The 15,202-nt window shown below is 45.0% G+C and carries 11 protein-coding genes; 8 read left to right on the forward strand and 3 right to left on the reverse strand.

Annotation, left to right across the window (positions count from 1 at the left end; translation table 11 throughout):
• Positions 1 to 209: 209 nt before the first annotated feature.
• Complete coding sequence (locus tag GL182_RS23775; RefSeq protein WP_163382514.1) at positions 210 to 407, forward strand: hypothetical protein; 198 nt, start codon at positions 210 to 212, stop codon at positions 405 to 407.
• A 6-nt stretch (positions 408 to 413) separates the two neighbouring features.
• On the opposite strand, the gene GL182_RS23780 is transcribed toward GL182_RS23775, so the two are convergent.
• Both GL182_RS23780 and GL182_RS23785 read right to left on the reverse strand, forming a co-directional pair.
• Positions 414 to 2,750 (reverse strand): BamA/TamA family outer membrane protein, encoded by a 2,337-nt coding sequence (locus GL182_RS23780; protein WP_317167831.1) that lies wholly within the window; start codon positions 2,748 to 2,750, stop codon positions 414 to 416.
• Positions 2,731 to 7,770 carry a translocation/assembly module TamB domain-containing protein gene (locus tag GL182_RS23785; RefSeq protein ID WP_163382516.1) on the reverse strand — a complete coding sequence of 1,680 codons (5,040 nt, stop codon included), beginning with the start codon at positions 7,768 to 7,770 and terminating at the stop codon, positions 2,731 to 2,733. Before GL182_RS23785 ends, GL182_RS23780 begins: the two co-directional genes overlap by 20 nt.
• A gap of 381 nt (positions 7,771 to 8,151) precedes the next feature.
• On the opposite strand from GL182_RS23785, the gene miaB reads away from it, so the two are divergent.
• The 6 genes from miaB to GL182_RS23815 all read left to right on the forward strand — a co-directional run bounded on the left by miaB (position 8,152) and on the right by GL182_RS23815 (position 13,884).
• A complete protein-coding gene (miaB, locus tag GL182_RS23790) occupies positions 8,152 to 9,612 on the forward strand; it encodes a tRNA (N6-isopentenyl adenosine(37)-C2)-methylthiotransferase MiaB (RefSeq protein ID WP_163382518.1) in 1,461 nt (486 codons plus the stop codon).
• A 17-nt stretch (positions 9,613 to 9,629) separates the two neighbouring features.
• Complete coding sequence (locus GL182_RS23795) at positions 9,630 to 10,937, forward strand: sigma-54 interaction domain-containing protein (RefSeq protein ID WP_163382520.1); 1,308 nt, start codon at positions 9,630 to 9,632, stop codon at positions 10,935 to 10,937.
• Positions 10,924 to 11,460 carry an LptE family protein gene (locus tag GL182_RS23800; protein WP_163382522.1) on the forward strand — a complete coding sequence of 179 codons (537 nt, stop codon included), beginning with the start codon at positions 10,924 to 10,926 and terminating at the stop codon, positions 11,458 to 11,460. Before GL182_RS23795 ends, GL182_RS23800 begins: the two co-directional genes overlap by 14 nt.
• A gap of 42 nt (positions 11,461 to 11,502) precedes the next feature.
• On the forward strand, positions 11,503 to 12,354 hold the full coding sequence (locus GL182_RS23805) for a hypothetical protein (protein WP_163382524.1): 852 nt from the start codon (positions 11,503 to 11,505) through the stop codon (positions 12,352 to 12,354).
• 12 nt (positions 12,355 to 12,366) lie between these two features.
• Entirely contained in the window at positions 12,367 to 12,735 is a 369-nt protein-coding gene (gene secG / locus GL182_RS23810; protein WP_163382526.1) for a preprotein translocase subunit SecG, read from the forward strand.
• Between the two features lie 159 nt (positions 12,736 to 12,894).
• A complete protein-coding gene (locus GL182_RS23815; RefSeq protein WP_163382528.1) occupies positions 12,895 to 13,884 on the forward strand; it encodes a sterol desaturase family protein in 990 nt (329 codons plus the stop codon).
• Positions 13,885 to 13,941: 57 nt separating this feature from the next.
• Here the strand turns inward: GL182_RS23815 and GL182_RS23820 are convergent, their stop codons facing one another.
• Entirely contained in the window at positions 13,942 to 14,652 is a 711-nt protein-coding gene (locus GL182_RS23820; RefSeq protein WP_163382530.1) for a hypothetical protein, read from the reverse strand.
• 229 nt (positions 14,653 to 14,881) lie between these two features.
• Here GL182_RS23820 and groES point away from each other — a divergent pair, with 229 nt between their 5' ends.
• Positions 14,882 to 15,160, forward strand: a complete 279-nt coding sequence (gene groES, locus GL182_RS23825; protein ID WP_073095107.1) for a co-chaperone GroES — start codon at positions 14,882 to 14,884, stop codon at positions 15,158 to 15,160.
• Positions 15,161 to 15,202 lie beyond the last annotated feature (42 nt).

The following is a 15,202-nucleotide window of genomic DNA, read 5'->3' on the forward strand; positions in this document are numbered from 1 at the left end:
GTCCAGTTTACGAGGAACCCAGCCCTGAAGGGGCCAAATATCAAAACACAGGGTGAAGCCCTGTGAAAATGCATCAATAACAACACCCCAAGCCCTGTAGGGGCAGCATATATTCCCTATATCGGGGAATGAATCGCACCAGGTCAGGCTGAATCGGCAATTTCCGGCATCAATCTTGTATCATTTTTTATATGAAAAATAATAAATCTATGACTACTTATCAAAAATACCTGGACTTTGGTATCAAATATGGTATTCCGATAACCATAATAATGGCCACCCTCGCCATGAAAAGAGCCAAGGGGCTGGGCAACCTGCTCGTGTTTGCCCTGGTAACGCCCACCATGCTGGGCTACCTGTACAGCTTAAAAAAGGTCAAAGATGAATTGAAAGACCATCCGGAATAATCGCGGTTAAAACGGATAACCGATGGCGAAGTTGAAAATAAAATTTTCCTTTCGCCATTGGCTATCACCTATTTTGAAATCTTTTTCCCACCGTTCGGATTCCGGCAGGTAAGGCCGCCTCAATGGCGTGGCCAAATCAAAGCGTAAAACGAAAAATTCAATATCTACCCGTAAACCAATACCGGCGCCAATGCCCAGTTCACGGTACCAATCTTTTTCCATCTTACCACCCGGAAGGGCTTCGTTTTCATTGACCAGCCAGACATTTCCGGCATCCATGAAAACCGCTCCCCTGAGGTAAGGGACAATAGGGAACCTGAACTCCAGGTTACCTTCCAACCTGATATCCCCGGCCTGATCAAAAAAGCTGGCAGTACTTTCACTGTCTGGCCTGAAGGACCCAGGCCCAAGCGAGCGGATCCGGAATGCCCGGATACTGTTGGGTCCTCCCGAGAAAAATTGCTTGACAAAGGGCAGGGATACGGAATTGCCATAGGGTAAACCCACTCCTCCAAAAAGCCTGGCGGCCAGCAAGCGCTCCTCTGTAAACCGCCAATAATACCTGAAATCAATGTCTGCCTTGTTGTACTGGGCATAGTTAAAGCCCAGAAAGGTATTCGGATTCTCGCCGTTCAACACCTCATTGGCAAAGCGAAGGCCTGCCCCTGCAAGATCCAGGTTGGCCCCAAAATATATGCTGTGGGTGCGGTACTTGTCCATCAGCTTATTGAAGGCAAAACTATAAGTGATTCCTGCAATGAACTGTTGTTCAAAACTTTGTCTCAAAAAGGGGTTAGCATCCAAGATCTCTTCAAATTCACCGGAAGTACGGGAAAGGTTTACAAAGTTGATGCTTATCGGGGTTATTTCATGGTAAACGAATCGGTTGGCATTCCAAAAATACCCATAAGTGGAAGAAACCGTATTGAGCCTATAGAGACCCCTGCGGTCCTGGTACTCTGTGCCCAGGCTGATCTTGGTTTTTGGAACGGAATATGCAAAGCGCTCCTTGATGGTTATGGGGAATACCACCCGGGGAAAAATCAGGTCTCCTTTCAATCCAAACTCAAAGGCATTTAAGCCTTCCCGATCCCCGGAAGCCACCTGACTTTCGTAAGCCAATTTACCTGTAAGACTAAAGGTTTCCCCTCCCAGGAAAAGGTTTCTGTTTCTGTAATTCAATAAAAGTGCAGGGCCGGCAAAATTATTGGACTTGGAAACACCCTGTAATTCTGCCCTCACGGATCGCTTGTCCAGCGGAGAAAGGTAGATATTGGCATCCAGAAATCCCTTTCCATCTTCAATTTTGTCAGCTACCCGCTGGTACCTCACATTGACAAAGCGAAAATTGCCTATTCCCGATAGCCTGTTGCTGGTCAACCTGGATTGGGTGGAATTGAACAAGCCTCCTTTTTCAATGAGGATATATTGCCTGAGCAATTCAGGTTTAAAGGACAGGTTTTCCTGAATGAATTGCACCCCGTCCACCTCGGTGGTATCGGTATTTTCTCCATATTCATCCAGGGAATAATTTGGCAGCACGCGAATGGACCTGATCTGATAAGGTAAAATTCCTTCTTCCGGTACATTTTCCTTCAGCCTTAAAAACAAATCAAATTGCCGATCCTCATATTGGTTGGTATCGGCATCAAAAATAAGGAAATCTGCATTGAAGTTATAATAGCCCTTTTTTTTCAGTTCCGTATCCAGGCGCTCCCGCTCCTGCTTGAAACTGGCCAGCGAAAAACGATCCCCGGATTCTATTTCACTGGTGGCCAGCAAATCACGGATATCCCGGTCAATGGGTAAACTGTCTCTTTCATATTGAAAGGAATTCAGGCGGTAGGGAATTTGCAACGTTACCTGATAGCTCACATCTCCTTTTTTCTGTTTTCTGCTGTAGGTAGAAACAATTTCAGGATAAAAAAACCCATTGTTCTCCAACCTGTTCACCATCAATTCTTCTGTTTTCTCTGGTTCTACCTGACTGAGATAAACGGGCTCTTCTCCTATTTTCTTATAAATGAATCGGTTGATAAAGCCCGGTTTTTCCTTTTCCATTTTATAATGGGCCCATAAACCCAGGTATTGCCCCAGGATCTTACTATTTGGTTTGGGTCTGATCAATCCCTGCAGCTCCTCCCGCACCTCTTTGATTCCCTTTACCGGAGTTTCATGAGTGATTTCCAGGTTGGCACCCGTATACAGCAGTTCATCTTCGGGGATATATTTGGCAACATTACAGGCATTGGCTGCCATCAGGAACAGGATCATTCCCATCAATTTGGGCAGGCAGGAGCGCTTGAAGATGTTGGTGCATCCGTTATTTATCCTGATTTTCATCTGCTGTTTCAGTTGGTTTGTTTAATGGATCACTTTCATTTCTACGGGTTTCTATTCCCCTCCACAGTTCTTCAAACCGGTTAAACTCCCGATTGAATATGGCAGAGAAGCCCGTCACTACCAATTGCCCGTCTATAAAGCTTTCGAACTGATTTTTGCGGAACCCCCTGATCCGGTAGCGGCCGTTTTCCGTCAGCAGGTACTCGATGCTGACATTTCCCAACAAGGCATTGTCTGCCCCTCGCTCCTGGGAACTTCCTTCTATGTCTATCTGACTGCCCACCTGTACGATCAGCCGGTCATCCAGAAAGCGCTTGCGGGCATTCAGGTTTAGCTGGGTTCGGGATTGCGGAGAACTTCCCTGGTAGTCCTGAAAACTGTCCAGGTCCACATCCAGTTCAAACCCGGTTCCTCCCAACATATTATTTGTCAGGGAATTCAGTTCGCTGGAAAGCAATTGGCTTACACTGGATTTGGCCATGGCCGTGGTACCTCCACCGCCTGCATTTCCTCCACTCGGGAAAAACCTGTTGAGCACCAGTAAAGAAAATACCTGTCGGTTGAGTTCACCCTCCTGGCTGTTTAATTGCTGCACCTGGGAATAAACACTACCGCCAATGGCGCCTTTTTCATCTTCCGGCATATCCAGCCTAAAGGAAATCAAGGGCCGTAGCATTTCTCCTTCTATGTTTAAAAATACCTGAAAGGGAAGTTTTTGGCGGTATTGCATCATGTTCTCCCTACTGCCCCCGGCAGCAGTCGCTGTCATCAAATCCACGGCTGAGGTTTCCACCCTGTAGATGGCGGTAATTTCCATGGACGCATCCAGGGGGTCTCCTCCCCAGGTAATGGAACTGCCCTCCCGGATCTCAAACCTACGATTGACCATATTATACAAGCTGAGTTCATAATGCCCCCTGGAAAGTTCATAAATCCCGGTAAGGTTTACCCGACCATTAGGGTCCAGGTCTAAGCGGAGGTCTGCGGCGCCTTCTACCATGAGGTTGTCTCCCGAGCGGGCATCAATGACTACATTGAAGATGGCCTCCGGGGAAACTTTAAGCAGTGCGGACACCTGATAACCGGAAAATCCGGTATTGCTGGTCTCCTCCAACCTCTTGGTGAGTATATCCTCGGGGTCATTTCTATTGACATAGGTTACCACGCCTTCTCTTTCCACCACGTCCAGCTGGCTTTCCGGAACCACAAAACTCAGGTTGGTGCCTTTTTCTACTGTCAGGTTGGCATTAACCTCCGGGAGGGTCAAATCTCCCTTGATCGATACATCTGCTCCGATAATGGCGTCACCATAAAACAGGTCATTGTCCTCCACGGTAGAATTCAAAAGTCTGAAATTCCTTGTGGTCAGTTCCAGGTCAAAGGCAGGATTGCTCAGGCTTTCTGTCAGGATTTGCCCATCCAATGTAAACCCATTGCCTTCATTATCCTCAATGGTCAATTGATCCAGGTAAACCCCCTGGTTGTCCAGGTTAATTTCTTCCTCATCCAGCGCAAAAGCTGCATTTAGGGTTGACACTGTAAAGGTAGTTTCATTAAACCTTAGCCTACCCTGATACTCAGGTGAGTTGGTATTTCCCTTTACGTTAAATTCACCTGACAGGTAACCTTCTCCTCCGCTGATGGTACCCTGACTGAGGCCTGCCAGAACTGCCAGTTCCAATTTCTTCAGATCAAGCTTCAGGTTCAGTATGGCCCCGGCACTGTCTGCCAAATAATCCCCGTTGAGGTTCAGTTCGATGCCTCCATCCCCCAGGGACAGGTTGAAATCATACTTGTTTTCATCAGACATGGTGGCCGCTTTGAGAGAAAGGTTGCCCAACGGTACTTGCAATACCCCCAGGTCGGTAATGGAAATATCCGCCAGCAAGCCTGTGGCACCAAAAGGGTTTTCCACCACGAATTCACCATCTACCCTTCCGGTAGCCACCATTTCATCCGGATTTAACAGACTTGTAAAAGTAGCCAGCCTGAAGTTATCGAAGTTTAACCCAATGGTGTTTCCTTCTGGCTTGTTGTAAAAGGAAAGGGTCTGGTTTTCCCTGCTGAAAGTGAAATCCTTAAACACCAAACTTGAATCTGCCAACCACAACTCGTTGTTATCGGGCACAGACCATGTTTTTTTATTCAAAATCAGGCTGTCGGGATTGACATGAAGTTTTAAGGAATCTCCTTCAAATCCAAGGTCAAATGCCACATGTGCCAGGACCTCCTCACCATCCAGGGCATTGAAATCCAGGTAAAGCAATTCTTCCAGGATCTCACCGGTAAAATAAGTAGGACCAAGGGCCAAAGGACCGGTTTCCATCCCCAGCAAACCAAAAGCAAAGTCAAAATCCTCCCTATCACTGTTCACCCGTATTCCCAGACTATCCACCACAATTCCCGCATAGGACAAATAGGGAAAGTCAACCGTACCTTCCAGGTGCTCCCTGCTTTCATCAAAATTTAGTGTGATGGATCCTTCATCCATGCGCTCCAGATCAGGCAGTAACACCCTATCCAACAGCAATCCTGGCAGTACATTCAATTCCAGGTCTACAGCTACCATTTGAACGCGGTCACTTGCCACATGACCGGTCTCCTCAGGGTCTTCAAAATGTTTATTGAAATGTCGGATGATTCCGGCCACTGAAGCTGCGGGATCAGCGTTGGCATGCAGTCTACCTTGGAGGATATTGCTTTCCAGGGTGAAATCCGTGGTATCGGGCATAACTCGAAGGCTCATGTCCCAATCGCCCAGAGGGTAAGCCTGTTCTTCCAATACTACTGTTCCCTCCCGAATCCGGGAAGTTAAATCATAGGATGAGCTGTTGCCCTTATAGTTTGCACTGAGCTGCATGCTTCCTCTCAGGTTGTTGGGACTGATGTTCAATCTGTTAAAATCTGCCCCCTGCAGGTCCAGGTGAAGGTCAACCTGAGCATCATCCTGATTAAATTCGGTTTCAGCTATTAATTTCACATCTAAAAACTCATCCTGATGCTGTAGCTCCAAATCTCCCTTTCCGTTTTCCATGCGTACCAGCAGGTTCATGCCTTCATAATCGTGCCCTTTCCATTCCAATTTTGTCCATTCAGTATCCAGCCTGAGATTCAAATCTTCTGCGGGACCTGTATTGCCTTTGGCCTGCATGTCAAAACCTACACTTCCAAAGTCCGGCAGGTTGAGAATTTGACCTAGAGGTGCTTCCCGGAGGGAGGCTTGCAGGTCATAGGCATACGTTTCTCCTTTGGTGCTTATCCTACCGTCCATTTCGAATTTGGATCCAAACGCCTCTAATCCGGATTGGAGGCTAAACGAATTCAGGTTTCCTTTGCTTTCTATCCCCAGTTCAAGTGTGTCAGGAAAACTGATGCCCAGGCTATCTTCCGATAAAAACCGGTTCATGTCCGAATTGACTGTAACAAAATTGAGCGCATCCAGCTGCCAGGATAATCGGTCCATGTTTAAAGGTTGTTGGATGGAGCCCAGCAATTCGATAGTTGTCTGATTTCCCCAGGCAGCCGAAAACTCCTCCAGGTTGACCTGTTCTTTGTCTCCTTTAGCTGACAACCTGGCCTTCAAACTTTTCCTGGCCAGGATTTTGAAGTAATCATTCTGCTCCAATTCAGGCGAAAAATAAAAGGCATCCTGAAGACCAATGCTGAGCTGCTCCACCCTGAGGTCAAATCGGGATTGGTCGGGATTGCTTAGTAAATTGAGCAACTCGCTGTAATTCAGGGAAGCATTTCCCGATAGCTGACTGTTACCTGTCTTCAATTCCAGTTTCCGGACAGTGGTCATTTCCTCCTCCATGCTCAGGTCTACCTGGAAATCTTCCACGGTAAAGCCTGATCTTTCCCGGAAAGATAATTGCTTTAGCGACGCTCCCGCCCCGGAGGAATTTAGAAATGCCTGATTGAGTTTAAGGTTAATATCCCTGATTCCCAGATCATCCGGGTCAAAAACACCAATCGGGGCCTTTTTTTGGTCTACCTGGTACCTGATCTCGTTATCTGCCAGGTCCAGCGCTCCGATTGTCACCTGCCATTCCGGCCAGCTCAATGGTTCCGGATCAGTATCCGCTGCGGTTTGTGAAGCCGATTCAGCAAGGGTGTTGGATTGGTAGTCCAGGTAGGTATCTCGCAGCATCAGGGACTTTACCTGTAGCTTTTGGTTTTTCAGGTCCGCTTCAGGTAATTCCAGATCGAAAGCTCCCAGTCTGGCCAGCACCTCCATTCCATCAGGAAGGGATTGGTAATACAGGTTGATGTTGGCCAGGGATAATTCATCCAGTACCAGTACAGGCAAAGGAGTTTTCCCAGACTCTTCCTCCGATGATGCTGGAAAAGGCTTGTTTTGATGGTAATTCAAATCCGTATTTTCCCACCGGATACTGCCCACATGAAAATCCATGCGGTTCAAATCCAGGGATTCCGTAAGGATTTCCAGATCTCCCAGGTTCAGGTCCACCGTTAAACCCAGTACCTCATCCGTATATCGGATATCCCAGGCCCGGGTCCTGAGGGGACCTAAGGAGATTTCCGGAAATGTGGATACACCTGCTGACGAGGTATCAGCGGCGTCCGCATCCTTGGATTGACCTGAAAATGCGTCCAGAAGGAAATCAAAATTAAATTTTCCTGTGCTGTCTCTCTCTACCCTTGCCTGAAGCCCTTCCCAGTCCAGGCCGGTTACCTGTATTTCTCCAGTCCTCAAGAAGGGAATCAGTGCCATGCCTGTTTCAAGTTTTTCCGAATAAACCAGGGTATCTCCCTGCAAATCTTCCAGGTACAGCCCCTCCAGGTACAGGTTTCCGCCAAAAGTGATGAATAAACGGTCTATGGAAACTTCAGTTTTGGTTTTATCGGAAACAAAACCGGTTAGCCGCTTGACAATAAAATCCTGACCAAATGGACTCCTAATAAAGAGTAAAACCAATAGCAACAGAAATAACAGGCTCAGGATAACCCAGCCCAAAACTTTTACAATTTTCCATCCTATGTGTTTCCGCTCAGTCAAGGTACAAATATGGGTAAAAAAAAGAGCGGATAATGGCACCACTCTTGAAGTTTAACAATTTTATGCTCTAAATCAGTCAATTTTTATACCAAAGCTTTAAGAAGTCCTCAGCGGTAAGAAAGCTACAACAAGTATACGCATCCAGCCATCTGTCCGAGGATGAAATGGTCCCAGGAAAAAATGGCCGTGGATTTTTTTGGTGCTCTTGGCAGTCAAACGGGAGAAGGACGCTTTTCCCTCATAAAAGCACAGAATAAAAGGAATAAAAGCTATTCTTAAAATGTTAAACCTCATGCAGCAGATAAAAGTTATATTAATAAGCCGTTACCCTGTCAATCTGTCCGTATTTTATTAAATTTGCGCTCTGAAAGAATGCAGCCAATGGAAAACATCATCAAAGATATCGATATAATCAGCAATGTGGAGGCGGAAAGCTGTGATTTTAAGATTACAGCGGATGAAAATACGGGTAAAAACAAAAAGCTATACATTGAAAGTTACGGCTGTCAGATGAATTTTTCTGACAGCGAAATTGTGGCTTCTATCATGAAGGACAATGGTTTTGATACCACCTCGGATTTCAAAAATGCAGATGTGATTTTTTTAAATACCTGCTCGATCAGGGACAAGGCGGAGCAGACGGTGAGGAAGAGATTAAGCCAGTTCAATCAGATCAAGTCAGAAAATCCGGACCTGACGATAGGTGTGCTGGGTTGTATGGCGGAGCGGCTCAAGGATAAATTGCTGGAAGAGGAGAAGTTGGTGGACCTGGTAGTGGGGCCTGATGCTTACCGCGACCTGCCCAATCTGGTATTTCAGGCTGATGAAGGTCAAAAGGGTGTCAATACCTTTTTGTCTCGTGAGGAAACCTATGCGGATATTTCTCCGGTCCGGTTAAACTCCAATGGAGTATCTGCTTTTATCTCCATCATGAGGGGTTGTGACAACATGTGTTCGTTTTGTGTGGTGCCTTTTACCCGGGGAAGAGAAAGGAGCCGGGACCCGCATTCAATAGTGAAGGAAGCCAGGGACCTGTTTCAAAAAGGATACAAGGAAGTTACCTTATTGGGGCAAAATGTAGACAGCTACAAATGGTCGCCTGAGGAAAACAACAAAGCCAGGCTCAATAAAAAATCTGGAGGTATATCAGAGGTCATTCATTTTTCTGATTTACTGGAAATGGTAGCCCGGATTGATCCCAAACTAAGGGTCAGGTTTTCGACCTCGCATCCCAAAGACATCACGGATGAGGTTTTGTATACCATGAAGGCCTACGACAACATTTGTAAATACATACACCTGCCGGTTCAAAGCGGCAATTCCAGGGTATTATCGCTGATGAACCGGACGTACGACCGGGACTGGTACCTGGAAAGGGTACAAAAGATCAGAGAGATTTTGGGAGAAGACTGCGGAATATCTTCTGACATGATTGCCGGCTTCTGTACAGAAACCGAAGCCGAACACCAGGATACACTCAGCATGATGGACCTGGTCCAATATGATTTTTCCTACATGTTTTATTATTCGGAACGCCCAGGCACCCTGGCAGCCAAAAAATACCCTGATGATATCCCCCTGCAGGTCAAAAAACGCAGGCTTCAGGAAATCATCGCCAGGCAAAGCCAGTTGTCTCTTATGCGCAACCGCCGGGATATTGGCAAAGAACAGGAAATACTCATAGAAGGCCAATCCAAACGCTCTGCGGAACAATTGAAAGGAAGGAATTCCGCGAACAAAGTAGTGATTATACCCGCCGGAAAGCTGAAAATCGGTGATTATACCAGGGTTCGGATCACGGATTGTTCCTCTGCTACATTATTCGGAGAGGTTGTCATTTGATATTATAGGTTAGTGTTATGATCCCAATCAGCGATTCAGAAATATTAAGTGTCAAGCAAAGGTTTGGTATTATTGGCAACAGTCCCTTGCTAAACCATGCCATACAGGTAGCCATGCAGGCCTCTCCTACCGAGATGACTGTTTTGATTACGGGAGAAAGTGGTAGTGGCAAGGAATCTTTTTCCAAGATTATCCATGCCCTCAGTAAGCGAAAACACGGTAAATTCATTGCCATAAACTGTGGGGCGATTCCTGAAGGCACCATTGACTCAGAGCTTTTTGGTCATGAAAAAGGTTCTTTTACCGGTGCTCATGAAGCCCGAAAGGGCTATTTTGAGGTCACTGACGGGGGATCCATTTTTCTGGATGAGATCGGAGAGATGCCGTTGGGCACCCAGGCCAGGCTCCTGCGGGTACTGGAAAACGGGGAATTTATCAAGGTAGGTTCCTCCAAAGTACTAAAGACTGATGTGAGGGTAATTGCTGCCACCAATGTTAATTTGCTAAAAGCGGTGGAAAAAGGAAAGTTCAGGGAGGACCTGTATTACCGCTTAAATACCGTTCCCATATTTGTGCCTCCCTTGAGACAGCGGGGAGAGGATATGGTATTGCTATTTCGGAAATTCACCACTGATTTTTCAGAAAAATACCAGGTCAAACCAATTGTTCTGACAGAGGAAGCAAAAAACCTGCTGACCAGTTTTCCGTTTCCGGGAAATATCCGTCAACTCAAAAATTTAGCAGAACAAATTTCGTTACTGGAGCAGGAAAGAGAAGTAAATGCAGCCACCCTGGATCAGTATTTGCCAAAAGAAGCCAGCAGTCTTCCGGCGTCGATTCCCGGAAAAAAGGGGCAGCAAGATAATTACACCGATTTCTCCGAAAGGGAAATCCTATACAAGGTTCTCTTTGACATGAAGAAAGACATGACGGAATTGAAGAAGCTGATCCTGGAATCCTATCATTCCGGAGGACTGGATCAGAATATCATGAAAAAGCACCAGGATCTTTTCGAGGACATGGATGCCAGCAGGTCCTACGAAGAAAGGCCCAACCCTGCCAAAAACCTTCCAATGGTATTGGAATCATTGTCTGAAAAAAAGGAATTTCCTCAGGAAAAGGAAACGAAAAGATACGAAGAAGATATCATTGAGGATATCATTCATGAGGAGGATGACAATTCGCTTTCTTTGGAAAAAAAGGAAAAGGAGTTGATCACCAGAGCCCTTAAGAAGCACCATAACAAGCGAAAGTATGCAGCCATGGACTTGGGTATTTCAGAGCGGACCCTTTATCGGAAAATCAAGCAATATGATATCGAATAAATTCCCCGCTGCCCTTCTCCTGCTGGTTTTCCTGTGCCTTAGCGGCTGTAAAATTGAATACAGCTTTACCGGAACCACCATAGACTATAATGTAACCCAGTCCTTTTCCGTCGCCAATTTCTTTAACGATTCCGGAGGTGGTCCTGCAAACATGGGACAATTGTTTACGGAAGAACTCAAGGATTATTTTCAAAGAAATACCCAGTTGGAGTTGATCCAGAATGGTGGGGATTTGCAGCTATCAGGGGCGATTACCACCTACTCCATCACCCCACAAGCGACTGTGTCCAACCCCAACAGCAATCAACCCGACCGGGCAGGTCAAATGCGCATCACCATAGGTGTAGAAGTAGACTATGTTAACCTGAGCAATGAGGAGGAAAATTCCAAACGCAACTTCTCCTTTTTCCAGGATTATGATCCCAGAAATACTTCCCTATTGCAGGTAGAAACCGAACTGGTGGAAGTGATTTTTGAAAATATCATCCAGGATGTTTTTACCTCCACAGTAGCGAATTGGTAAAAAATATTTAACTTGAAGGATGTAACTTAAAAAAGAAAGGCCGTGAACTCCCAAGAATTTCTATCCCTGCTCCAAAATTCCGACCAATTGAATGCGGATGATTTTAAGGCTTCCCTGAAGCTTCAGGAAGAATTCCCTTATTTTTTGATCCCAAAAATCCTCGGCGCCCGGTATGAATGGAATAACTCGGCTACTGCCTCCAACAGCTTGTTGCACTGGGCAGCTGTACTCAGTCCGGACAGAAAAAGGCTAAAAGAGTTGGTTACAGAAAAAATAACCCTACCCGAAATCCCGGGAGAAAGCCAAAACCTGCCCCTTCCGGAGAAAAATATCCCGGACAGCAAAAAAGAGGACATTAATGATCCAAAATCAACACCAGAAATACCCAAAGCCGATGTGACTCCTGCAGCTCCTAAGGAAGAAAAGACTTCCCGGCCCAATAGGGATGAAATTTTGAGAAGGCTGGAGGAAAACCTCAAGAAAATCAAAAAACCCGACACTGACCCAAACCGTTCGGGAATACATGAAAAAAAAAAGGAGGTAGTGGATTCTCCTCAGGAAAGTGAAAAGGAAGATTTGATTGCGAGTATCGCCCGGAAGGAAGAGCTAAGGGAGCTTGACCAGCGGAAAAAAGAGCAGCTGGACCTGATCCAAAATTTCCAGGAAAAGCCCATCAGGCTACCGAGGGAAGAGCTGGATCAGGAGGAAATCCTTCCTGATTTATCCGAAAAAAGTACCCATTTGAATGACAATACCGTTTCAGAATCGTTTGCTAAATTGCTGGTAAAACAGAATAAGAAACAGGAAGCCATAGAAATATATAGAAAATTAATATTGAAGTTTCCAAAGAAAAAGACTTACTTTGCAGATCAAATTGAGCAATTGAAAGCATAAAATTATAAAAAAATGTTTGTAGTACTTATCAGTGTCATCATTGTATTGGCCATATTGTTGATTTTAGTCATTTTGGGGCAAAACTCCAAAGGGGGTGTAGGGGCCGCTTTCGGAGGTAGTGCTTCACAGGTCATGGGTGTCACCAAAACCGGTAATATCCTGGAAAAGGCTACCTGGATACTGGCCATTGCCATTTTGGTGCTTTCCCTGGGTTCTTCTGCTTTCCACCAGAGCAGCAGTCCTTCCGGCTTTACCTCTCCAAATGTAGAGAATGCCCAAAAACAAATGTTGACCCCTTCCTTTGATGATGAATCTTTATTGCCATCGGAGGGAGAAGAAGCCATTCCCGATTTGGAAAACCTACCAGATACCATTGAGTAAAAGTAGTTTATGAAATTATAGAGGCCTGTTTTTAGCAAAACAGGCCTTTTTTATTTTTACCAATTTCAATTTTAAGGTCGGAAATTATTGAAGAAAAGCCGGAATATGATTAATTTAACGTTTTAACAACCATATAAACATCCACCAAATTCAATATTTATGTTTGAAAATCATCTATCAATGGAAGATATCGGTGCAGACAATTGGCCTAATATCATCCTATGGGCTGCCCCTGTCATGTTTTTACTTGTATTTGTGGAGTGGGGCATCAGTTTATATCAAAAAAAAGACACTTATGATAAAAAAGATTTCCTGGCTGCTACTACCATTGGATTGGTAAACGTAGGAATCAGTGCCTTACTTAAAGTATTTACTTTTGGGGTAGCTTTGTTTTGCTGGAACCTGGTACCCTGGAAAATCCCCGCTACCGCCTGGTCATTTGTGGCCTGTTTCTTTGCCATTGATTTCGCCCGCTATTGGGCACACCGGGTGGCGCATGAGCAGCGATTCTGGTGGGCCACGCACATTACCCACCACAATTCATCCAAATACAATTTCTCAGTTTCCTTCAGACTGGGATGGACCCAACATATTAAAATCATCTTCTTTGTACCGGTTATGCTGATGGGTTTTGATCCGTTCGTGTTTTTCATTTGCCATCAAATCGCCGTGCTTTACCAGTTTTGGATCCATACCGAGTACATTCAAAAATTACCGCGGCCGATTGAGTTTTTCTTTACCACCCCATCACACCACAGGGTCCATCATGCCAGCGATGCGCATTACCTGGATAAAAATTATGGGTCCACCTTCATCATTTGGGACAGGATTTTTGGCACCTTCATGCCGGAGGCAGAAAGGCCTACCTATGGCATCACCAAGCCAGTTACATCCTATAACCCCATCTACCTTAATTTTCATGAATGGTCTGACATTGTGAAAGACCTTAAAAAAGCCAAAAACAGAAAAGAGGTGTTTCAAATATTGTTTGGCAAACCCGGGGATGAGGTGATCAAAAACAGAGAACTGAGGGAACGCGCAGAAAGACAAAGAGAGACCGCAGATACGGAAGTGGTTTCTTCTTCCCCCTCAGGGCCTACTCCCGTTCTGGTGAGTAATGAGAATTCCCTGTTGAAAAAAGAAGATTGAGAATAGTGTCATCAGGTTAAAATAAAACCAAAAAAGGAAGGAGACCCCTTCCTTTTTTTATGGTTCTACATGTCGGAGCAACAGGCGTTTGCTTACGGGAAGCAGGCTTTCTTCCAAAGGAATGCTGTGTTCAGCCTGTATCCGCCAGGTGGAAGGGTTGGGCAAATCCGAGAATTTTTTGATCAGGTCCATTTTTATCTTGTCATAAGTCTGAACAAGTCCTCTTTTAACAGCAGCAATGAACTTCAGGGCTATGCCTCTGAACCGGTCCACGCTGTTTTGGAAAAGGTTGACCTGATAACGGTAAATATACACTTCTTTGGAATGGGCATATGAAAGTAAGGCATATCCCTCTCTCTGATAGATGGGAGTGAGTCCTACCGGTTCAATTTCCAGGTGACTTTCAATAAAATCATAAATAGACTTACCCTCTTCTATTTGCTGCCTGATTTTAGGAAGGGAATAGCTGATGATATCCCCCAGCTCTTTCATGACATCATCTTCCTGCATTGTATTTTTATAGGAGATTTTCATTTTTTTCAAATCGATGCTTTCCATTTCCCGGGGGAAGGATAGTTTTAACTGATGCCGGTTTTTGTCCAGGTGACTGAGTTTCTCATAATGGGCAATCAGTTCTGATAAAGGTGGGTACAATTTTACTGCTTTAAATTTTTCTTCTACCCCTTTCAGGTAAGCCAGCAACAGGTACTTTTTGTACTCAAAGTCTATCCAGCCTTCTGAAATCCAGTTTTCCGATAATTTTTCCATAGGTTAAAGTATTTAAATCATGAGAAAAAGTACGAAAATGTGGCATGGTATGCAATACCATTCAGCAAAAATGACAGGGTGTAAATTTCCCGGGCCTTTGCAGCCTGTCAGGTAATCCAGGGAAGTAAGACTTTATGTCAGGAAAGTGAGCATCTTCAGGATTGGCATAGAAAGTGTAAATAAGATTTTCGTATTATAGAATTCAAACTTTAAAAATAACTCAATCAAAATGTCTAAAGTTAACATCCAACCCTTAGCAGACAGGGTTTTGGTAGAACCCGCTGCTGCAGAAGAAAAAACAGCTTCAGGACTTTATATTCCTGACACTGCCAAAGAGAAACCACAAAAAGGCACTGTAGTAGCCATAGGAAATGGTAAAAAAGACGAGCCATTAACTGTCAAAGTTGGTGATACCGTTTTGTATGGCAAGTATGCAGGAACCGAGCTTTCTGTGGAGGGTGCTGATTATCTGATCATGAGAGAAGCGGATATTTTCGCTATCCTGTAAGTATCCTTTAATCAAGTTTAATTAATTCAAACGAAAAAAAGA

This window comes from Cyclobacterium sp. SYSU L10401 (genome assembly GCF_010993705.1).
In the GTDB taxonomy this organism is placed as follows: Bacteria; Bacteroidota; Bacteroidia; order Cytophagales; family Cyclobacteriaceae; genus Cyclobacterium.